The organism is Brevibacterium iodinum ATCC 49514 (genome assembly GCF_900169265.1).
In the GTDB taxonomy this organism is placed as follows: Bacteria; Actinomycetota; Actinomycetes; order Actinomycetales; family Brevibacteriaceae; genus Brevibacterium; species Brevibacterium iodinum.
Map to the genome: position 1 here is coordinate 88433 of NZ_FXYX01000005.1, position 20518 is coordinate 108950.

18 protein-coding genes and 1 tRNA gene are annotated in these 20518 nt (G+C 65.1%); 9 read left to right on the forward strand and 10 right to left on the reverse strand.

The annotated features are described in order from the left end of the window. Positions 1-50: 50 nt before the first annotated feature. Positions 51-419, forward strand: coding sequence for a hypothetical protein (locus tag BI49514_RS05925; protein WP_101545125.1), 369 nt, complete (start codon positions 51-53; stop codon positions 417-419). 178 nt (positions 420-597) lie between these two features. Here BI49514_RS05925 and hrpA read toward each other — a convergent pair whose 3' ends face one another. Together hrpA and BI49514_RS05935 are read right to left on the reverse strand one after the other, a co-directional pair. Further along, entirely contained in the window at positions 598-4905 is a 4308-nt protein-coding gene (gene hrpA / locus BI49514_RS05930; RefSeq protein WP_101545126.1) for an ATP-dependent RNA helicase HrpA, read from the reverse strand. Positions 4906-4956: 51 nt separating this feature from the next. Then, positions 4957-6279, reverse strand: coding sequence for an Nramp family divalent metal transporter (locus tag BI49514_RS05935; RefSeq protein WP_101545127.1), 1323 nt, complete (start codon positions 6277-6279; stop codon positions 4957-4959). A 174-nt stretch (positions 6280-6453) separates the two neighbouring features. On the opposite strand from BI49514_RS05935, the gene BI49514_RS05940 reads away from it, so the two are divergent. From BI49514_RS05940 to BI49514_RS05960, 5 genes are all read left to right on the forward strand, one after another. Continuing rightward, positions 6454-6846, forward strand: a complete 393-nt coding sequence (locus BI49514_RS05940) for a YidH family protein (RefSeq protein WP_101545129.1) — start codon at positions 6454-6456, stop codon at positions 6844-6846. Then, complete coding sequence (locus BI49514_RS05945; RefSeq protein ID WP_101545131.1) at positions 6846-7193, forward strand: DUF202 domain-containing protein; 348 nt, start codon at positions 6846-6848, stop codon at positions 7191-7193. The genes BI49514_RS05940 and BI49514_RS05945 overlap by 1 nt, the downstream gene beginning before the upstream one ends. 140 nt (positions 7194-7333) lie before the next feature. Beyond that, positions 7334-7651 (forward strand): hypothetical protein, encoded by a 318-nt coding sequence (locus BI49514_RS05950; protein ID WP_244195051.1) that lies wholly within the window; start codon positions 7334-7336, stop codon positions 7649-7651. Between the two features lie 161 nt (positions 7652-7812). Beyond that, a complete protein-coding gene (locus tag BI49514_RS05955; protein ID WP_101545135.1) occupies positions 7813-8739 on the forward strand; it encodes an AEC family transporter in 927 nt (308 codons plus the stop codon). Between the two features lie 68 nt (positions 8740-8807). Further along, entirely contained in the window at positions 8808-9998 is a 1191-nt protein-coding gene (locus BI49514_RS05960; protein ID WP_101545234.1) for a TIGR01906 family membrane protein, read from the forward strand. Positions 9999-10315: 317 nt separating this feature from the next. Here the strand turns inward: BI49514_RS05960 and ppk2 are convergent, their stop codons facing one another. Together ppk2 and BI49514_RS05970 are read right to left on the reverse strand one after the other, a co-directional pair. Beyond that, positions 10316-11218: a polyphosphate kinase 2 gene (gene ppk2 / locus BI49514_RS05965; RefSeq protein WP_101545237.1), complete on the reverse strand. Its 903-nt coding sequence runs from the start codon at positions 11216-11218 to the stop codon at positions 10316-10318. A 67-nt stretch (positions 11219-11285) separates the two neighbouring features. Beyond that, on the reverse strand, positions 11286-12572 hold the full coding sequence (locus BI49514_RS05970; protein WP_101545137.1) for an MFS transporter: 1287 nt from the start codon (positions 12570-12572) through the stop codon (positions 11286-11288). 90 nt (positions 12573-12662) lie between these two features. On the opposite strand from BI49514_RS05970, the gene BI49514_RS05975 reads away from it, so the two are divergent. Beyond that, a tRNA-Leu gene (locus tag BI49514_RS05975) sits at positions 12663-12739 on the forward strand. A gap of 68 nt (positions 12740-12807) precedes the next feature. Here BI49514_RS05975 and bioD read toward each other — a convergent pair. Genes bioD through bioB form a run of 4 tightly spaced genes read right to left on the reverse strand, consistent with a single transcriptional unit; the run spans position 12808 to position 17309 of the window. Beyond that, positions 12808-13617, reverse strand: a complete 810-nt coding sequence (gene bioD / locus BI49514_RS05980) for an ATP-dependent dethiobiotin synthetase BioD (RefSeq protein ID WP_101545139.1) — start codon at positions 13615-13617, stop codon at positions 12808-12810. Then, complete coding sequence (locus tag BI49514_RS05985; RefSeq protein WP_101545141.1) at positions 13614-14747, reverse strand: aminotransferase class I/II-fold pyridoxal phosphate-dependent enzyme; 1134 nt, start codon at positions 14745-14747, stop codon at positions 13614-13616. Before BI49514_RS05985 ends, bioD begins: the two co-directional genes overlap by 4 nt. After that, positions 14744-16075 carry an adenosylmethionine--8-amino-7-oxononanoate transaminase gene (locus BI49514_RS05990; RefSeq protein ID WP_101545143.1) on the reverse strand — a complete coding sequence of 444 codons (1332 nt, stop codon included), beginning with the start codon at positions 16073-16075 and terminating at the stop codon, positions 14744-14746. Before BI49514_RS05990 ends, BI49514_RS05985 begins: the two co-directional genes overlap by 4 nt. A 13-nt stretch (positions 16076-16088) precedes the next feature. Next, positions 16089-17309 carry a biotin synthase BioB gene (gene bioB / locus BI49514_RS05995; RefSeq protein ID WP_101545145.1) on the reverse strand — a complete coding sequence of 407 codons (1221 nt, stop codon included), beginning with the start codon at positions 17307-17309 and terminating at the stop codon, positions 16089-16091. A 71-nt stretch (positions 17310-17380) separates the two neighbouring features. Between bioB and BI49514_RS06000 the strand changes: the two genes are divergently transcribed. Beyond that, positions 17381-17860 (forward strand): hypothetical protein, encoded by a 480-nt coding sequence (locus BI49514_RS06000; protein ID WP_101545147.1) that lies wholly within the window; start codon positions 17381-17383, stop codon positions 17858-17860. Here BI49514_RS06000 and BI49514_RS06005 read toward each other — a convergent pair. Beyond that, complete coding sequence (locus BI49514_RS06005) at positions 17848-18237, reverse strand: winged helix-turn-helix transcriptional regulator (protein ID WP_101545149.1); 390 nt, start codon at positions 18235-18237, stop codon at positions 17848-17850. The two genes, BI49514_RS06000 and BI49514_RS06005, sit on opposite strands and share 13 nt — an antisense overlap. A 114-nt stretch (positions 18238-18351) precedes the next feature. On the opposite strand from BI49514_RS06005, the gene BI49514_RS06010 reads away from it, so the two are divergent. Further along, positions 18352-18957 (forward strand): NAD(P)-dependent oxidoreductase, encoded by a 606-nt coding sequence (locus BI49514_RS06010; RefSeq protein ID WP_101545151.1) that lies wholly within the window; start codon positions 18352-18354, stop codon positions 18955-18957. A 161-nt stretch (positions 18958-19118) separates the two neighbouring features. Here BI49514_RS06010 and BI49514_RS06015 read toward each other — a convergent pair whose 3' ends face one another. Next, positions 19119-20492: an NAD(P)/FAD-dependent oxidoreductase gene (locus BI49514_RS06015; protein ID WP_101545153.1), complete on the reverse strand. Its 1374-nt coding sequence runs from the start codon at positions 20490-20492 to the stop codon at positions 19119-19121. Between the last annotated feature and the right edge of the window lie 26 nt (positions 20493-20518).

Here is a 20518-nt window from a genome sequence, read left to right on the forward strand (position 1 = left end):
GGGCGTTGCATCCAGCGTCCTGTAGGAATCGGCCCATATGCTGGGGGACGATGTCTGAGGAATTCGTCGAATACGCCGGCCGTTCGGAGCCGAAGGAACGCTGGCTCAAAGCCTTACCGCTCATCGTCGCGGGAGTCCTGGGTGCCCCGCTGCTGTGCGCGGCGATCTGGTTCTCCTGGCAGATAGCGCAGACGACGAAGTACCTCTTCGATCTCGGCACCTCCGGCAGCGAGGCGGCCGGGATGGTGCTGCTCAGCCTGTCGGGGGCCTTCTGCCTCATCTTCTATCTCGCGTTCCTCTTCATCGGCACCCGCCGTCGCACGTGGAAGTGGCGCATCTGGTGGAGTGTCGCCACCCTTCTTGCCGCCGGAGCTCTGCCGTTATGGTGGCTCTTCAGCGGATTCTTCGCCGACGTCTGACCCACGCCCGCGGCCGAGACGGCCGCTGCCCCACACAGGTCCTCGCAATTCCTACGTTTGGCGGCAACACCTCCCGCTGGCGACTTCTCCTACAGGTACTCGCGCATCACTCACCCTTCGGGACACAACGCCCCTCTGCAACGAGGCGTTGTGCCGCTGGGGGTGAGGGATGCTCGGGTCAGAGCTGGGCGAGGGCCTTCGCGATGCGCTTTTCCGACACCGGATGTGCCGTGCCCAACGAGTTCGCGAACAGAGACACCCGCAGCTCTTCGAGCATCACTACGACCTCAACCCACTCTGCAGGCAGCGACACGATCAGCTGCGACCACTCGGCCTTCGCCAGTGCCGGGAATCGATTGCCGATCTTCTTGACCACATCGCTGCTGCAGCCGGTGACTCGATCCATGAGCTGCTTGTCACGGATCGGCGAGTCCTGCATTCCGCCGATGCGCACCACTTCAGCCTGCACCCAGCGGGGAAGCTCTCGCAGCATCTGCGGAGTCAACGCCGCAATGGCGGCTGCGCTCGTCCGGGAGGCTCTCCACGCCTGCACATCGGCGAGGTTGGACAGGATAGCCAACGAGGATGCATTCGACACGAGTTTGTCGAGCTCGGTCGCCGCCTTCAGCGCCTTCATCAGGTGCGGCAGCAGCGATGAACAGGTCAGCGGCAACTCGGCGTCGACGTCCTTGCGCAGCCGCGCGAACTCATCGGCGGTGGCCACCCATGACGTTTCGGCCGGCCCCAACCGGTCGACGACGAGACCGCGGATCCCGACACGAATCAGCCCGCCCAGCAGCTCGTCAGCGGTCTTCTGATGACCGGCGAGGATGAGCTTCTCCTGAGTGGTCAGCCCGTCCTGCAGGTACTTCAGCGCATCAGACGTGTGCTGGCCCAGCAGAGTGATGATCGCTTCTCGCGTGGCCAAGCGTGCCTGCGCTGCTGTGTCGAAGGCCACGAGGTCGACCGATGTCGCACGGTCCGCGAGCCCCGGAACGACACCGGCCGCGGCCTGATCGGGATCGGCCAGTTCACCGAACGACCAGTCCGTCAGGCCCGTCTTCGGGGTGAACGCGCTCCGCTTCTGGCGGGCCTTGCGCACCTGCGGCGTGGCCTTCGTCCTCAGAGCAGCCAGGTCCTCGCCGAGACCGACGGTCTTCTTCCCATCGACGACCCGGAAGGTCAGCCGCAGATGGGCGGGAATCCGCGATCGGTCGAAATCGTCGGCGGTGACCGTGATCGGCACGAGATCGTTCAGCCCTCCCCCGCCGGCGCGTTCGCTCAGATGCGCGGCGAGCACGTCCGGCAGGCTTCCCTGGTACGGGGTGAGCGCCGGCAGAATCTCGCGGGCGACGTCGGGAGCGGGAACGAAGTAGCGGCGTTTGCTCTTCGGCAATGACCGGATATAGGCGGCGACGAGTTCTTCGCGCAGCCCGGGCACCTGCCAGCTGAATTCGTCCGCGTCGACCGCGGGCACCGCCTCGGCGGGGATCTCCACGGTCACCCCGTCCTCAGTGCTGCCGGGGTCGAAGGAGTAGCGCAGCTTCGCCCGCGTGCCATCGGCCAGTTCCCATTCCATCGGGAAATCCGAGGCCACCGAGGCGGTCAGCTCCTCACTGTCGTCGCTGAGCAGCACCGAGGTGGTGAGGTCGAGCAGGTGCGCGTCCCGCCGTTTCTGCTTCTTCCACCATCCCCGGAAATCCGCCGCCGAGGTGATCCCCTCCGGAATCCGTTCGTCGAAGAATTCGTAGAGGGCATCGTCTTGGTCGAGCACGCGACGGTTCCGTGTCCGCGACGCCAGTTCCTCGGCCTCGTCGATGACGGCCGCGTTGTGTTCGAGGAAGCCGAAGCGTTCGTGCCAGTCGCCTTCGATGAGACCTTTGCGGATGAACGCGTCCCGGGCGGCCTCGGCGTCGATGGTGCCGTAGCCGACGCGGCGGTCGCTGACAAGTGTGACCCCGTAGAGGGAGATCTTCTCGTAGACCATCGACGCGCCGGCCTTCGTCGACCAGTGCGGATCCGAATATTGGCGGGTGACCAGGTCACCGGCGGCTTCGACGACCCAGTCCGGATCGACCGCGGCGACGGTGCGGGCCCACAGTCGGGAGGTCTCGACGAGTTCGGCAGCCATGACGAAGTCCGGATTGACCTTGAAGAGTCCGGATCCCAGGAAGATCGCGAACCGGGTGCCGCGAGCTCCCTGATAGTCCTTGTGCCGCTCCGACCGTGAGCCGATCATCGTCAGCAGACCGGTGAGCAGCGATCGGTGGATGGCGGCGGCATGCGGGTCGAGTTTGGCGGCTGCCACCTGCTTTCCTGTGTCCCCGGCCGGACCGGTCGCTCCCTGCTTCTTCGCACTGCGTTTGGCGGCGCTGAGTTCGGCGAATCCGATCTTGCCGTTCGCACCTCGTCCGCCCTGAGCGCTTCCTTCGCCCCGACCGCCACGAGCGCCCTGACCGCCACGAGCATTCTGACCCTCACGACCACGACCGCTGCGACCGCCTTGACCACGGTCGGAACCGTCACCGGACCCAGCAGCATTCGTCTTGCCGCCCTCGCCATCGAGCGCGGATCCGGCAGTGTCGGCATCGTCGCCCGGCTGCCAGACGGATTTCTCGATGCGAATGCCGGCCGAGCCGAGCAGAGAACGCAGCTGACCGACGAGGTCCTGCCATTCGCGGATGCGGACGAAGTTGAGGAACTCGTCCTTGCAGCGGCGACGGAACTTCGAGGATCCCATGTCCGCCTGCAGACTCTGCAGGTAGTTCCACAGGTTGAGGTAGGACAGGAAGTCACTGCCTCGGTGGGTGAATCGGGCGTGCTTCTCATCGGCGGCGGCTCGGACTTCCGCCGGACGTTCCCGGGGGTCCTGGATGGACAGCGCGGCGACGATGACGGTGACCTCTCCCCCGCAGCCGGCCTCCGCCCCGGCGATGACCATCCGCGCCAGGCGGGGGTCGATCGGCAGCACGGTGAGTTTCCGACCGATCTCGGTGACGTGGATCTTCCCTGCCGAGTCGCTGGTCAGCGCCCCGAGTTCGGTGAGCATCGTCCGTCCGTCACGGACGGCCCTGGCCTCTGGCGGGGTGAGGAATGGGAAGTCGAGGATCTCCTGATCGCTTGCGGCGAATCCCAGTGAGGCCATCTGCAGGATGACGCTGGCGAGGTTCGTGCGCAGGATCTCCGGATCGGTGAATTCGGGACGCGAGTCGAAGTCGTCTTCCGAGTACAGGCGGATGCAGATGCCGTCACTGGTGCGCCCGGAGCGGCCTTTGCGCTGGTTCGCACTGGCTTGGGAGATCCGCTCGATCGGCAGTCGCTGCACCCGTGTGCGGTTGGAGTAGCGGGAGATGCGGGCGGTGCCGACGTCGATGACGTATTTGATTCCGGGCACCGTCAGCGAGGTCTCGGCGACGTTCGTGGCCAGGACGATGCGAGGTCGTGAATGGGGTTGGAAGACCTTCTGCTGCTCCCCCGCCGAGAGTCGGGCGAACAGCGGCACGACCTCCCAGCTGCTCATCCGCGGACGTCTGCGCAGGTGGTCACTCAAGGCGTCGGCGGTGTCGCGGATCTCCCGTTCGCCGGAGAGGAAGACGAGGATGTCACCGGGTGCCTCGGCTGCGAGTTCATCGACGGCGGCGATGATTCCGTCAGTCTGCTCCTCGACTCCGGTCTCGTAGTTCCCGGATTCGCCGGGCCCGTCGACATCGTCATCGGCAGGATCGTCCCCGAGTGGCCGGTACCGGACCTCGACGGGGAAGGTGCGGCCTTCGACGGAGATGATCGGAGCGTCGGCGAAGTGAGCGGAGAATGATTCGGGGTCGATCGTCGCCGAGGTGATGATGACCTTGAGGTCGGGACGTCGGTCGAGCACTTCCTTGAGATAGCCGAGGAGGAAGTCGATGTTGAGGCTGCGTTCGTGCGCCTCGTCGATGATGATGACTTCATAGTCGCGCAGCAGTTTGTCGCGTGAGAGTTCGGACAGCAGAATGCCGTCGGTCATCACCTTCACCCGGGTGGAATCGGCGACCTGCGCGGTGAACCGCACCTGGTAGCCGATGGTGTTGCCGAGTTCTTCGTCGAGTTCGTCGGCGATGCGCTCGGCCACGGTCCGGGCGGCGATGCGCCGCGGCTGGGTGTGGCCGATGAGTCCGTCGACCCCGAGGCCGAGGTCGAGGCAGATCTTCGGCAGCTGGGTGGTCTTTCCCGATCCCGTCTCACCGGCGATGATGACGACCTGATTGTCCCGGATCGCCTCGGCGATCTCGTCCTTCGCCGCGGTGACCGGCAGATCCTCGGGGTAGGTGACGGTGACCGGATGAGCAGCGCGGGCGTCCTTGAGCCGGGCTCGGCGCTGCTGATGGTGCGCTGCCGTGGTTCTGCGTCGCTGCTGCGAACGCCCACGTCCGTTCTTCCCGCGCCGAGGCGGCCGTCCTGGATTCGTGTTCGCTGAGGTCGTCGACGGGGTCGGGTTCTCTTCTGCCATTGCGTCTCCCAGCTTAGCGGCAATGCCCAGACTCGGCCCCGCCCAGGCGGGTTACTCCCCGCCGCCCCAGAGTGGGGCGAGCGCCGAGTAGAGCTGCTGGATGCCGAGGATGATGAACAGCAGTGCTGTGATCGCCAGAGCGATGTTCGTGTGCAGCTTGTTCGCCCATTCCTTCGGGATCTTCTTGCCGTTGAGGAGGCCGAGCAGGGTGACCGCGAGGAACGGCATGAACAGCGAGCCGAGGACGCCGTAGGCGAGGATGAGTCCGATCGGTTTGCCGAGGATGAACAGCAGCATCGGCGGGAACGTCAGCCACAGCACATAGAACTTGAAGTACTTGCCGCCGGTCAGGGTGTCGGGGTGCCCGCCCGGCTTCTTGCGCATATGCCCCCAGAAATCAGCGAACATCAGGGACACTCCGTTCCAGACTCCGATGATCGAGGAGAAGGAAGCGGCCCAGAATCCGACGAGGAAGCCGATGCCCACGACCTCGCCGTAGCGGGCTTTGAGGACGTCGGCGAGGTCGAGCAATCCCTTGTCCTCGGCGGAGATCGAGACTCCCGCGGCACGGACGACTTCGGCACCGACGATGAGCATGGCGATGACGAAGATGCCGGTCATCACGTACGCCATCGAGTTGTCGATGCGCATCACCCGCATCCACTTCGGGGTGTGCCAGCCCTTCTCGCGCAGCCAGTAGCCGTAGGCGGCCAGAGTGATGGTGCCGCCGACTCCTCCGGCGAGCGCGAGCGTGTAGATCACTCCGCCCTCGGGGATGATCGGGAGGAGACCGGTGAGCATTTCGGGAATGTTCGGCGCAGCGATGATTGCCAGTCCCACGACGGTGATGAACATGATCCCGACGAGGACGGCGGTGATCTTCTCGAACACGGCGTAGCGGCCGAACCACACCATGGCGAAGCCGGCCAGTCCCATGAGCACCGACCACACTGTGAGGTTGAGTCCGGGGAAGAGCGCGGCCAGCGGCAGCGCCGCCGAGCTCATCGCCGTGGCTCCGTAGACGAACCCCCAGATGATGATGTACGGCCCGAAGTACCACGTGGTCCAGCGGCCGAGCGATCGCCACCCCTCGAAGATCGTCTTTCCGGTCGCGAGGCTGAACCTGCCGGCTCCTTCGACGAGGACGATTTTGAGGATGACGCCGACGATCACTGCCCACAGCAGTCCGTAGCCGAACTGGCTGCCGGCCACCAGGGTCGCCACCATATCCGCGGCACCGACGCCGGTGGCCGCGACGACGAGGCCGGGACCGATGACCTTCCATTTGGCCGGGCCGGAGGCCTCTTCGATTCCGGAAACGGTCTCTGCGTCGCTCGCGTCGCCGGGGCCGGAACCGTTCGACTGCTCACTCATGGAGTTATTCGCTCTCATCTTCGGCTGCGCACTGACTCACCGTGGTCGGGGATCCTCCATCGGGTTCTCCTGCACATCGGCGGCGCAGCGGTCTCAGCATGTCCACAGTCATGATAGGTGACAACGGTGATTGCATGTCACCAGTCCCACGCCGTCTACGGTTATCCTCGAAGAGTGAGTGAGAACAATTCATCGCAGGACTCCCGCAGTCGCATCGCCCGACGGGTCTTTCCCGACGGAGTCGACCCCGATCCTCGCTTCACCCTGGCCAACGAACGGACCTTCCTGTCCTGGATCCGCACCGCGTTGGCGTTCATCGGCGGGGGAATCGCCGTCGAGGCCTTCACCTCGGAGATCTTCAGCACCGGTCTGCGGGCGACCCTGTCGATCGTGCTCATGCTCATCGGCTTCATCCTCGCCGCCGGTGCCGCCGTCCGCTGGCATCGCATCGAATCGGCGATGCGTCGCAAGACCTCACTGCCGCTGCCGCTCATCATCCCCATCGTCAGCCTCGCCTCGGCGCTGGGTGCCGGTCTCCTCGTTCTAGTGTTCGCCGGCCTGCTGTGATGCCGACACGCTCACCGCGACCGCAGCCGCATGACGATCCGGCTCTGCAGCCGGAACGCACCGTCCAATCATGGCTGCGCACGAGTCTGACGATGACGGTCGTCAGCCTCATCTTCATGCGATTCATCCACGTCTTCCAAGGCTGGTCGGTGGCGCTCTTCGTCGTGTGCATGGGCATGGCCATCGTGGCCATCGCCATGCAGGTCAGACGCTACCGGCTAGGTTCGGTCTCGATTCGGGCCGAACGCGGCCGACCGTCGCCGTGGGCGGTCATCTTCCTCACCACCTCGGTGTGCCTCATTTCGGTGCTGAGCATCGCCTCGGTCATCAAGATCAGCCTGTTCTGAGGCTCTCCACCCGCTCAACTTCCCAGACCTCCTGATCGGCATCCCACCTGCTCCCGCCCGACATCGCGCACACCTGCTGCGCATGCCGCGTTATGAGACCGCCGTCCGGTCCGCTGAACTGCACGCCTAAACTGGTGCGCATGAAGGATGCACGCGAAGTCTCCACCGCCCCACTCGTCGCCGTCGGCCTCATCGGCGGCTTCCTCACCGCCCGCGAGACCGGGATCCGCCCCCTCGGCGGAGTCGTCCTCGCCGCAGCGGGTGCCTACGCCGCCCGCTCCTGGTATGTGAAGAAGGGCTGGCCCGCCGCCACCGGACTGAGCTTGGCCTACCTCGGCGGGTTCGGCGCTTCCCATCCCCTGGCGAAGAAGATCGGCGCATGGCCGGCCGTGTTCGCCGTCAGCGCGGTCAGCGCCGCAGCGTCCTATGTCGTCTCCGATATCGCCGGGGCGGATTGACCCCACCCCCGAGGAGGCTCGACCTCCGCACGCCGCCGCCGGGTCCGTCCGGCAAAGACCCCGACCGTCCCGAACTGATACCCGGTCTACGGCACTGACATCAGCCGCACCAGACTGACCGCAGCACTCCCAGACGCTGGAAGCGAGGACCCGAACAGCCCATGCTGGCCGTATTCGAAGGTTTCGCCGTCATCTCCGGAGTCATTCTGGTCGGGTTCGTCCTCGGCCGCTCCGGCGTTCTCGGTCCGCACGGTCAGCAGGTCATCGCGAAGCTCGTCTTCTACGCCGGCACCCCTACGCTGCTCTATGTCACAGTCTCCGAGACCGACCTCGGGCTGATCTTCAACACCGCCCTCTTCGCCACCGGCGGCTCGGCACTCATCGTCGGCGCCGCCCTCTTCGTCCTCACCAAGTGGATCAGAAAACGCAGCACCGGTGAGGCGATGTTCTCCGCCTGGGCGACCAGCTACGTCAACATCGGCAACCTCGGCATCCCGATCGCCGCCTATGTCCTCCGCGACATCGGCTACGTCGCCCCGGTCCTGCTCTTCCAGCTGCTCGTCCTCGCCCCCATCGGCATGGCCGTGCTCGACGGAGCGGGCAAGAAACAGCATGATTCGCACTGGTACTCCGCAATCCTCCAAGTGCTCAAGAACCCCATCGTGCTCGGAGCCGCAGCCGGTGTGGCCGCCTCGGCGACGGGCTTCGAGCTGCCGCGATTCGTCTTCGAACCCATCGACATGATCGGCGCGACCGCGGTCCCGGGTGCCCTGTTGGCGTTCGGCATCTCGCTCAAGGACGGGTGGGGAATCCCCGTGAAGGGCAGCCGCGCACAGCTGAGCTACATCACCGGTGCCAAACTCATCGCTCAGCCGGTCATCGCCTGGGCCATCGGCGGCCCGCTGCTCGGCTACGACGGGGTCGACCTCTTCGCCATCGTCGTCACCTCCGCCCTGCCGACCGCGCAGAACGTCTACATCTACTCGATGCAGTACCGACAATCCGAGGCGCTCATGCGCGATGCCGTCTTCATCACCACCGTGCTCTCGGTTCCGGCTCTCGTCATCATCGCCGCCTTCCTCGGCTGACCCTGCGAAATCGGCAGCCGTGGCGTGTCCTCCCGGACTAGGACCCTGTGGTCACTGACAATGGGGATGTGTCCAGAGACGAGAAGAACGAGACCGAAGACCTCCTGAGCAGGCGGATGAGTTCAGGGTCTGCCAGTGCTGCCGACAAGCAGTCGCAGGCCCCTCTGGAGGCGGCCAATGATCCCTCGACCGACACCGAGGCGTTTGATCCGATCACGGATCCCATCGCCGAGGATGCCCCCAAGCATTCCGCGGATGCGAAGCCCTCGACGGGCCCGGTGAGGGTGACTCCCGCCCATTCTACGAATCCGGCCTCTCAGCCCGCGACCTCGAGCACGCGTACCGCCGAACAGAACGCCGCGCAGAAGCCCGCCGGCACGGATTCGGCCGCCGTTGCATCGACGGCCGGGTCATCATCCTCGACCGATACCGGTGCCACACGCGAAGTGCCGCAGAATGCGCGCACCGCGGTGATGAGCGAAGCCGATTGGGCTGCGGTGTCGAAGGCGGCGACGTCGACCGATGCCCGCGACCCCGAGGTGCCGGAAAGACGCCGGTCCGTCCTCGATGTGATCGGCACGATCTGGATTATGCTCGCCACCCCCTTCGTCCTGTTGGCTCTGGCGGTGCGCTTCGTCGCCTCGGGGATCTTCCTCAAATTCGAGTACTTCCGGCCCGGATTCCCGGCCGATCAGTTCGGTTTCAGTGCCGCCGACCGTGAGCACTACGGGACTTACGTCATCGACTACCTGCACAACTTCGATTCCCGGCGCTACCTCGCCGATATCGTCATGCCAAACGGTGAGCCGATCTTCATCTCCGACGAGCTCAGCCATATGGCTGACGTCAAGGGTCTGATCTCCCTGCTCTACCTGGTGGCGCTCGTCGGCATCATCGGTTCTGTGCTGTTCGGCATCTACATGTGCCGCAAGAACGGATCGGGCATCCATGCAGGCGTGCGTCTGGGGTCGATCTTCAGCATCATCTTCATGGCCGCTGTCGCCGTTGTCGCCGTCCTCGGCTGGGACAGCTTCTTCCGCGGGTTCCACAAGGTGTTCTTCGCCGATGGGACCTGGGAGTTCTACGCCGATGATTCGCTCATCCGCCTCTTCCCGCCTCAGTTCTGGGTCGATGCGGGCATCGCCGGCGGCGGGCTCTTCGTGCTCCTGGCGATCATCCTCTTCCTGCTCAGCTTCACCGGTCACAAAAAGCGCCGGGCGCTGCGCAAGGCACGGAAGGACGCCGAAGCAGAGATCTGATTCGGTTTCGCCGCAGTCAGGAGCATCGGCCTCCGGCGGCACAGCGGCGCGTCACTGCACAGCGGGTTCGAGCCCCGCTCCACGGTTCCGGCCGGGTGGTCTTTCCCCTTCCACCCGGCCGAATTTCTGTCCGAAATCATCCGCGTATGAGACCAGCGATCTCCGATCCCCCGATCACCGTGTCTCGGCTGGGGTGTCTCCTGTGGGTGGATCCACATCGATTACGGAGCGGATTTCGCGGTGGAACCACCCACAGGAGACAGGCACGCTGCCCGGACCACCGATCCCCCGCCTCGGTGACGGTGGACGACTGCTGACTAGTCGTCGACGGCGTCGCGGCCGCGGCGGACCAGAAGCGGGTCGGCTTCGTAGACGACCGCGGGGTCTTTGTCCTCATAGTCGAACTGGTTGAGGAAGTAGCGCATCGCGTTGAGGCGAGCGCGCTTCTTGTCGTTGCTCTTGATCGTGATCCAGGGAGCGTGATCGGTGTCCGTGCGGCGGAACGTCTCTTCCTTCGCCTTCGTGTAGTCGTTCCAGCGGTCGAGAGACTCGAGATCCATCGGTGAGAGCTTCCACCGCCGCACCGGGTCGATCTGACGGATCGCAAACCGGGTCCGCTGCTCTCTCTGGGTCACGGAGAACCAGAACTTCGTGACGTGGACTCCGGAGTCGATGAGCATCTTCTCGAACACGGGAGCCTGTTCCATGAAGGTCTCGTATTCGTCCTCGGTGCAGAATCCCATGACCCTCTCGACGTTGCCCCGGTTGTACCAGGAGCGGTCGAACATGACGATCTCCCCGCTCGTGGGCAGGTGGGAGATGTAGCGCTGGAAGTACCACTGCCCGGCTTCGCGGTCGGAGGGTTTGTTGAGTGCGACGACGCGAGCGGCACGCGGGTTGAGGTGTTCGGTGAAGCGTTTGATCGTTCCGCCCTTGCCGGCAGCGTCTCGACCTTCGAAGACGATGACGTGTTTGGCGCCCGTGTCCTGACCCCAGTACTGGAATTTCAGCAGTTCGACCTGCAGTCTGTACTTCTCGAGTTCGTACTCTTCGCGGTCCATCTGTTCGTCGTACGGGTACCCTTCCCGCCAGGTTTCGACGGCCCGGCCCATGGGGTCGATGAGGTGCGGATCCGTGGTCTGACTGTCCTCGACGGTGTACCCTTCGAGGCGGAGTTTGTCGATGTACTCCCGCAGATTCTCTTGGAACAGATTGTTCACGAGATCCTTCCCTTTCGCTGTCGACACCGAGGTGTGCCTCGTGCACGATAATGCGCCGAGATGAACATCAGGTTATGCGATCGACGTCGCGTCGCGGGATGATTCCGACGCTCAATAGTGGGGCGAGGGCGATGAGTCCGAAGGACAGCGGATAGCCGAATGCCGTCACCAGGGCACCGAATCCGGGGCCGAGCAGGGCCGACATGACGAACTGTCCCGTGTTCTGAGCTCCCAGCGCCTTGCCCGACCATCGTGGTCCGGCGGCTTCGGCCACCGAGGCGAAGGCCAGTCCGTTGTCGGCCACGGAGACGGCCGAGGCGAGGATGAAGACGACCGCGGCGACGGCGGACAGCTCGGTCAGCGACAGGATGGCGATGGCCACCACGAAGATCGCGGCGGCGACGGCGACGATGCGCATGAGGCCGACGCGGGATCCCGTGCGGTCGGAGAGCGCGCCGACGACCATACGACCGACCGCGCCGACGATCTGCGCGATCGCGACGATCGCTCCGGCGGCGCCCGCGCCGATCCCCTGGACGACGATGAGCCAGACGAGTCCGTAGGTGGAGAACGCGAACTGCGGGACGACGAGGAGCGCGGAGACCGCGTGGATGCGCCACAGGAAGGAATCGCTGCGGTAGGGATTGATCGCCGAGGCGGCGCTGGGCTCCCCCTCCCCCGCCGAGGCGGTGCCCGGTCCGTCCTGTTCGTGGCGTTCTGTCGCCGGTTCGGTGTCGCGGCCGGGGTCGGCCACCTCGGCGCGGGTGGGGATCTGGTCCGGTGGGTTGCGAATGAGGGCGAAGCAGACGAGGGCGAGGACGCCGGTCACGGCGGCGACGAACCAGAGGTAGGCGGGGAATCCGCCGGCCGCGGCGATCCCCGGGATGGTCACGGCGGCGACGCTCGTGCCCAGGGGTTGGGACATCTGGCGGATGCCCATGGCCAGTCCTCGGCGGTGGCGGGGGAACCAGCCCATGACGACGCGGCCGGACGCCGAGTTCACCGAGGCGGCTGCGGCACCGGAGGCGGCGATGACGATGACCATCCAGATCGGCGAGTCGACGACGAGGACCGCGGCGGCCGAGAACACAGTCGTCAGCCCGATTCCCAAAGTCATCGCCAGACGTTCGCCGAAACGGTCGGCGAAGGCGCCCCAGGCGATGAGGGTGAGGATGAGTCCGAAGCTCGGTGCGGCAGCGACGGTGCCGGCCTGGGTGAGTGTGAACCCGAGGTCGGAGTGCATGTATGGGATGAGGAAGGCGGGTCCGGCGATCGCGATGGTCGCCGCCATCTGCGTGAGGACGCCGACGACGAGGATCACCCAGGCCTGTCTGGTGGGTCCGTTCGTCGTCATCGCTCCAGGTTAGCCGTGTGCCCGGATCGTCCGCGGGATGTCTCAGATCGCGGTGGCCGGGCTTTGCCGATAAAGTGTGTTCTGAGCATTCCCCCTATAGCCCAATCGGCAGAGGCAGTCGACTTAAAATCGATTCAGTGTGGGTTCGAGTCCCACTGGGGGGACCATAGATATTTGAGCTGACCTGAGACGTTTCGCAGCGAGGACCAGGCTGATTCCTTCACCGCCTCTGCGATCAGGACAGGCGCAGCCACCCAGGTGCCCGGGCAGTGAACTCGATCCGATCGAGCCTGTCTCCGACTCCCGCGGGAATCGCTCCGAGGACAGGTGCCATCGCCGACAGTGCAGCCCAATTGTCACGGTCAACCGGAGACGCCTTTTCGGGCCACGAACCGATGATGATGCCGGTGGTCGAAACCCGCCGTCTCCCAAGGGCTTCAGCGGTGAGAGCAGTGTGGTTGAGGGTCCCTAGGCGGGAGCGGACGACGATAACGGCACCGACCGAGTTCTCTCCTTCCGACAGTCCGGCTGCGATGTCTGCGGCGGTATGCTCTCCGAAATCGACGAGGACTCCCCCGGACCCTTCGATGAGGACGTGGTCTGCATCGGTTCGTGCGAGTGCCCTACGTATGAAGTCCACGTGCTCGGCTGCGCTCGGCAGATTCGAGACGCTGTCGGCCCCTGAGGAGTCCGGGCCGGACGGTACGGCGCCAACTGATTCATCATCGACCGACTTGAACCCGTCCCATTCGGCTTTGGCGGCGGGAACCGGAGCCATCGGCAGACGGAGGGTGATGTTCGTGAACCCATGGATGCCGGTCAGCCGAGCCACTGCCTCCGCGTCGGATTCTGTGACGACGTCGCTGTAATCGGACTCGAGCTGCTCACGTTCAGGATCGTCGGCCCTGATATGCCCCGTCTGGATCGGCTTGCACATGATCACTCGACGTCCAGCCGCATTCAGTGCCGCGGCCAACGCCGCGGTGGCGATGGTCTTGCCGACGCCGGTGTCCGTTCCCGTGACGAGCATAAAGCGCGGGATCATGCCGCCGACTCCGCAGCGAAGATTTCGGTGATCGCCCGAATGCGCTCACAGGCATAGGCCAGCTCCCCAGGGCTGAGCCCGGCACGAGCTGTCAGCCGCAGACGCGTGATGCCGTCGGGCACCGAAGGTGGGCGGAAACAGCCGACGAGGATGCCCTCCTCGCACAGCAGCTCGCGCGCCCGGACGCCTGATTCCGGACTCGGCATGGGAACGGACAGCACGGCACCGGCCGGGACCGGCACATCAAGTACGGCTGCCAGTTGTGCGCGGGCCGCCTTCATCGACGCCACCCGCTCAGCGGTAACGAGGTCGAGAGCGGCACGCGCTGCGGCCGCCATGGCAGGGGAAAGACCGGTGTCGAAGATGAAGGTGCGAGCCGTGTTGACCACAGCATCTCGGACGAGACCGGCTCCCAGCACAGCCCCTCCCTGGGAGCCGAGCGCTTTCGACAGCGTGGCGGTGACCACGAGGCGGTCGCGGAATTCGCTCACCGCGGCGGCCGCCCCCATTCCGACGGCTGTCTCGGCGCCGGTCACACCGATCCCGTGCGCTTCGTCGACGAGCAGCAGAGCGTCGTAACGAACGCAGAGGTCAAGAAGACAAGGCAGGTCCGCGGTGTCACCGAATACGGAGTACACGGATTCGACGACGACAAGCGCCTCTGACTGCTGACGACCAGCCAAAGCGGCTTCAACGGCGTCCAGGTCGTTGTGGGCGACGATGCTCGTCGGAGCTTTCGCCAGACGGCAGGCATCGATGAGTGACGCATGGTTGTGGGCGTCGGAGATGATGAGAGTATCAGGACCGGCCAGAGCAGTGACGGCGGCAATGTTAGCCAGATAACCGCTGGAGAAGGTCACACACGCAGGGTGCCGCAGCCGTTCGGCCAGCGCAGCTTCCAATCGGTGGTGGACGTGTGTGGTCCCGGTGACGAGTCGCGATGCGCTGGCCGAGGTGCTGCTGCGTTCGATCTCCTCGATCGCTGCGGCACGCACCAGCGGATGCGCCGAGAGCCCGAGGTAGTCGTTCGAGGCGAGGTCGAGTCCGTCGAGCACGAGGTCACTGCGATAAAGACCGGCAGTACTTCGGCGCTCGGCGGCGGCGGAAAGGCGGGAGAAGAGGGCGTTCACGATGCAACCTCGAACTCGCACCCATCCCCGTGTGCCGCGGCTGCCGCGACAATCGCCTTCGTGATGGTGTCCACCACCGCCGGAGTCGAGATATAGGGAGGCATCGTATAGATGTGCTGCCGAAACGGCCGCAGCCACACCCCGTGGTCGGAGGCTATGCGCGTGGTCAGCGCCACGTCGACCGGGCGGTCGAGTTCGACGACGCCGATGCCACCGGTCACCCGCGCCTCGATGACATGATCCAGTCGCCTGGCAGGAGCGAGGCCCGTTTCGAGGGCCTGAGAGATCCGTCCAATGGCCGGCTCCCAGCCGCTCGTCTCGTCATCGATGAGGAGGCCGACCGACGCATTTGCCGCAGCACACGCCAGGGGATTCGCCATGAACGTGGGCCCGTGCATGAGCGCCCGGTGGGACGAAGTGGTGATGACGTCGGCAACCGTTCCACTGCACAGCAGCGCCGCCAATGTGAGATAGCCGCCGGTCAGAGCCTTGCCCAGGCACATGACGTCCGGGGTGATCCCCGCGGCCCGACAGGCGAAGTCAGAGCCCGTGCGTCCGAAGCCGGTGGCGATCTCGTCGGCGATGAGTACGGCATCGATCTCGGTGGCCAACCGCCGCAGTGACTGCAGGGCGGCGGGGTGATACGGGCGCATGCCTCCGGCACCTTGGAAGAGGGGTTCGACGATGATGCCGGCGATCTCTGCCCCGTGCGCATCGACGAGGTTTTCAGCCTTGACCAACCATTCGTGCACCTCGGCAGCGGACGCCTCCGGCAACGGCGGACGAGGCAGGAACAGCTGGGTTGCGAGCAGCCCGGCGAAATCGTTGTGCATTCCCCCAACTGGGTCGCACACGCTCATCGCCCCGGTGGTGTCACCGTGGTAGGCACCTTCGAGGGCAAGGAAGCGCCTGCGGTCGCGGCCGCGGCCGCGGGCCAGCTGGTATTGGACGGCGAGCTTGAGCGCGACTTCGACCGAGACCGAACCCGAGTCTGCGAGGAAGACATGGTCGAGTCCGTCCGGTGTGACTGCGACGAGCCGCTCGGCTAGTTCGACGGCCGGTTCATGGGTGAGACCGCCGAACATGACGTGCGAGAACGATCCGATCTGGGTGGTCAGTGCCGCATCCATGACCGGATGCTGGTATCCGTGGACGACCGACCACCACGAGCTCATCCCGTCGAGCAGTCGATGCGTCGATCCCGAAGCATCGCGCAACTCCACATAGGGCCCATCTGCGCCGGTGACCGAGAAGTGCGCGCCGGCGTCGAGCGGACCGTAGGGGTGCCACAGCAGGCCGGAATCGCGCTCGAGCGTGCTCGTCGGCATCCGTAGTCCCTCCTCAGACATTGGGCGTGAGCTCTGTGCCCGCGCCGCGGCGCCGGATCGTCGGAATCATGACTCCGGAGTCGTCGGCTTCTTGACCAGCCGTCGGCAGAGGTTTGCCGCACGGCAGGGTGCTCGCGGTCTTTGCTGCCTCAGCGGACGTTCCGTCGCTCTTCATGTCACCGGGCGCCACCTCGGCGAAGGCGGCCTGATGGGCTGCCCGGTGAGCCTTGAGCTCATCACGCAGTCGTTCGGCACTCTCTGCTCCGACGATCTCGAAGCCTCCGTCGACAATCATGTCGAGGTCTTCCTCGGCGGCCTGCCCCTCCGAGGTCAGATAGTCGCCGAGGAAGAGCGAATTGGCCACATGAAGCGACAGCGGCTGCAGCGTACGCAGGTGCATCTCCCGACCTCCGGCGATGCGCAGCTCGCGGTCCGGGCACAGGAATCGCACGGCGCAGAGAATCCGCAGGCAATGCTGCGGGGTCAGAGTCCAGGTTCCTTCGAGCGGTGTGCCGTCGAAGGGAATGAGGAAGTTGACCGGGATCGAATCGGAGTCAACGGCCTTGAGCGATTCGATCGCCTCGATGATCTGCTCGTCCGTCTCCCCCATTCCGACGATCAGCCCCGAGCACGGGGAGAGCCCTGCACCACGCGCCTTGTCCACGGTGTCGACACGGTCGGCGAACGTATGAGTCGTGCAGATATCGGGGTAGAGAGATTCGGCAGTGTTGAGGTTGTGGTTGTACGCGTCGACACCGGCGTCCTTGAGTCGCTGTGCCTGACCGTCCTTGAGGAACCCGAGGCAGGCGCAGACCTCGACGTCGGGACTGGATGTCTTGATCTCCTCGACCATCCCCGAGACGCGCTCGACGTCCCGGTTCGAAGGACCGCGTCCGGACGCGACGAGGCAGACCCGCGAGGCTCCCCCTGCCAGACCGAATTCCGCCTGCCGCTTCGCCTCATCCTTCGGCAGCCATGAGTACTTGAGAATGTCGGCTTCTGAGCCCAATCGCTGCGAGCAGTATCCGCAGTCCTCCGGGCAGAGTCCCGATTTGAGGTTGACGAGGTAGTTGACCTTGACGCGATTGCCGAAATGTTCGCGGCGCAGCCGGGAGGCAGCGGCGACAAGGTCGAGGAGGTCCTCGTCGGACGACGACAGGATCGTGCGGGCATCGGAGGCGGTGGCCGGATCGCCGGCGAGCACGCGCTCGGCGAGTGTTTGATAGCTATCCATGTTGTCATTATTGAACACTGTTCAATAGAGTGCCAAATCACACTCTCCGCCCGAACAGGCAGAATGGTGTTATGACCTTCGTACTTCTCACCGCCGGCGATCATCCTCTGTTCGTCGACGGCACCGATGATCCGAACCTCGCCGAGGCGGCCGGGCCCGCCGTACTCATCGCCGTCGACAGCGCTGCCGACGACTCCAACTCCGGCCCGGACATCGGCACCGAGGCGCCGTCGCTGAACGCATGCATCGACGCCCCCTACCGTCCTCTCGCCTACCGTGAGTCGGGAGCCGACTGGTCGGACATTGATTTCGAGGCCGCCGATCATTGGGTGCAGATGGGACCGGAGCTGCGGCGCCGCCTCGTCGAGGATCACCTCGCGACGCTCGCTGTCGGAGAGTTCAAGGTGGCGACGAACAACGGCAGCGCCTCGATCATCACGAACAACTGGGTGTACTCGGGCTCACCGCGCACCTACCGCGCCGCGGGCCGCCTGAGAGAGCTCATCACCGTCCTCGGCGAACTCACCCGCAAGGCCGATCAGCGCGCCTGAGCATCATCGATCTCGGCCTGGCGATCACGATTGTCGATCAACTCGGCGACATTGCGCTCGGCCCACCTCCGCAGCGCGGTCACGGGAGCCTGCAGCGAGCGACCGAGATCGGTGAGCGAATACTCCACCCGCGGGGGCACCTCCCCAAACGACTGCCTGGTCACCAAGCCGTCGGCGACGAGTGATCGCAGCGTCGAGGTGAGCACCTTCGGGGTGATGCCCCCGATCGCCTGTCGGATCTCGCCGAAGCGCTTCGGGCTGTCATCGAGGATCTCGATGATGAGCACCGTCCACTTGTCACCGACCCGATCGAGGATGACTCGGGTGGGGCACTCCGGATCGAAGGCATCGCCTTCCCAAGAATCTCGGATTTTCATGTCCCAATAGTATCTTTGAGGTACTCCCTTTCCAAACGATAGTGTCGAGATGTCATCACAGAAGAAACCACCTCGGCGCCGCGAACCCGACGCCGCAGCAGAAAGGGACACACCATGAAGATCGCACTCTTCGGAGCATCCGGAATGATCGGCTCCCGCGTCACCGCCGAGGCGGCCGGCCGCGGCCTCGACATCACCGGCATCACCCGCTCGGGCACCGACGTGCCCGGTGCCGCCCGCAGCATCAAGGGCGATATGGCCGATGCCGAGTTCGACGCCCGCATCGCCGCCGAACACGACATCATCGTCTCCACCACCGGTCCCAGCCGCACCGGCGGGGACCACCAGGAGTGGCTCGACGCCCTGAAGACCTTGGCCGAGAACAGCGGCAACACCCGCATCTTCGTCGTCGGCGGCGCCGGTTCCCTGTGGGTCGGCGACACCATGCTCAAGGACACCGAGGACTTCCCCGCGATCTACAAGGCCGAATCGGAGACCGGCACCCGAGCGCTCGAGCTGCTGCGGACAGGCAACTGGTCACCCTGGACGCTCATCTCCCCCGCACCGGAGATCGCCCCCGGGGAGCGCACGGGTTCGTACAAGACCGAGCTGGAGGTCCCGGCCGGTGACGCAATCTCGGCCGAGGACTTCGCGGTCGCCATGGTCGACGAGATCGTTGAACCGAAGCACATCGACGTCCGGTTCACCGTCGCGAACTGACCGAACTGACGGTCGATGACCATGCGCGGCGGCTCCCGACGCCCAGAGAAGAGCCAGCCACTCGCGGTCATGCGAACATGACAGCGCCGGGGATGCACAATGCATCCCCGGCGCTGTCGTCTCATCAGGGCTTGTCGCCGGATGGCACCGGCTGCCTCGAGTCAGGCCTTGGCAGGCTCCTTCTTGGGAGCCGGCTTCGAGTTCGCGGCTTCGACGAAGTTCTTGCGCGGAACGTCGAGATCGGCCAGCGGCATGGCATCGCGGCCGAGCACAGCGCTGAGGAGCCAGTTGCCGAAGACCCGAACCTTGCGGTCCATGGTCGGGATGGCGTAGCCGTGGTAGGCGCGGTGCATGAGCCAAGCGAGGATTCCGCGGGCTTCGAAATCGCCCATCTGTGAGACGCCCTTGTACACGCCCAGACCGGCGACCGTACCGATGGTCTTGTGGAAGTACTGCTTGAACTCGGTCTCTCCCCGCAGTGCGGCGAGCACATTGGCTGCCAGCACGGGGGCCTGGCGCACGGCGTGCTGAGCGTTGGGCACGCAGAAGCCTGCCACTCCGCCGCCGGACAGGTCGGGAACGGCGGCGTTGTCGCCGGCGGCCCAAGCGCCCTCGACGACACCGTCATCGCCCTCGACCCGCAGATCGGCGCGTACGGTGACATTGCCGCGTTCGTTGATCGGCAGGTCGGAGTCGATGAGCACCGGGTTGGCCTTGACACCCGCGGACCACACGATCGTGTCAGCGTCGAACTCTTCACCGTTCGAGAGCTTGACGTGCTTGTCGGTGCAGTCCTGGAGGAAGGTCTCGAGGTAGACGTCGATTCCGCGTTCGCGCATGTGCTCGACGACCCAACGGGCCTGAGCTTCGCCGACCTCGGGCATGACGCGGCCGAGGGCCTCCACGAGGACGAATCGGACATCGGCTTCGGTCAGCGTCTCGTACTGTGCGATGGCCGAACGGACCATGTCCTCGAGTTCGGTCAGCAGCTCGATGCCGGCGAATCCGCCGCCGACGAAGACGAAGGTCAGTGCCTTGCGGCGCTCTTCGTCGTCCTCCATCAGAGCGGCGTCGGCCAGGCGGGAGAGAAGGTGGTCGCGCAGGGCGACAGCTTCTTCGATGCGCTTGAGCGCGATCGCGTTCTCCTTCAGGCCCGGGATAGGCAGCGCACGGGCAACCGAACCGGAGGCGAGGACGATGTGGTCGTAGTCGAGTTCGAACGCTTCATCGTTCGCGGGTTCGATGGTGGCGAACTTCTCGGCGTGGTTGATCGAGGTGACCTTCGCGGTGATGACCTCGGCACCCGGGAGGTTGCGGCGCAGCGGCACCACAGCGTGACGAGGCTCGATCGATCCGGCTGCCACCTCGGGAAGGAACGGCAGGTAGGTCATGTACGGGTTGGGATCGACCACGGTGACGGTGGCTTCGCCCCGACCGAGGTTCTTCAGCAGATTCTGAGCGGCGAGCAGGCCGACTGAGCCGCCACCGACGACGAGGATTCGTGGACGCAGTTTTGAGTTTCTGATGAGTGCCATAATCCCATGCTAGACCCTTGTGAAAA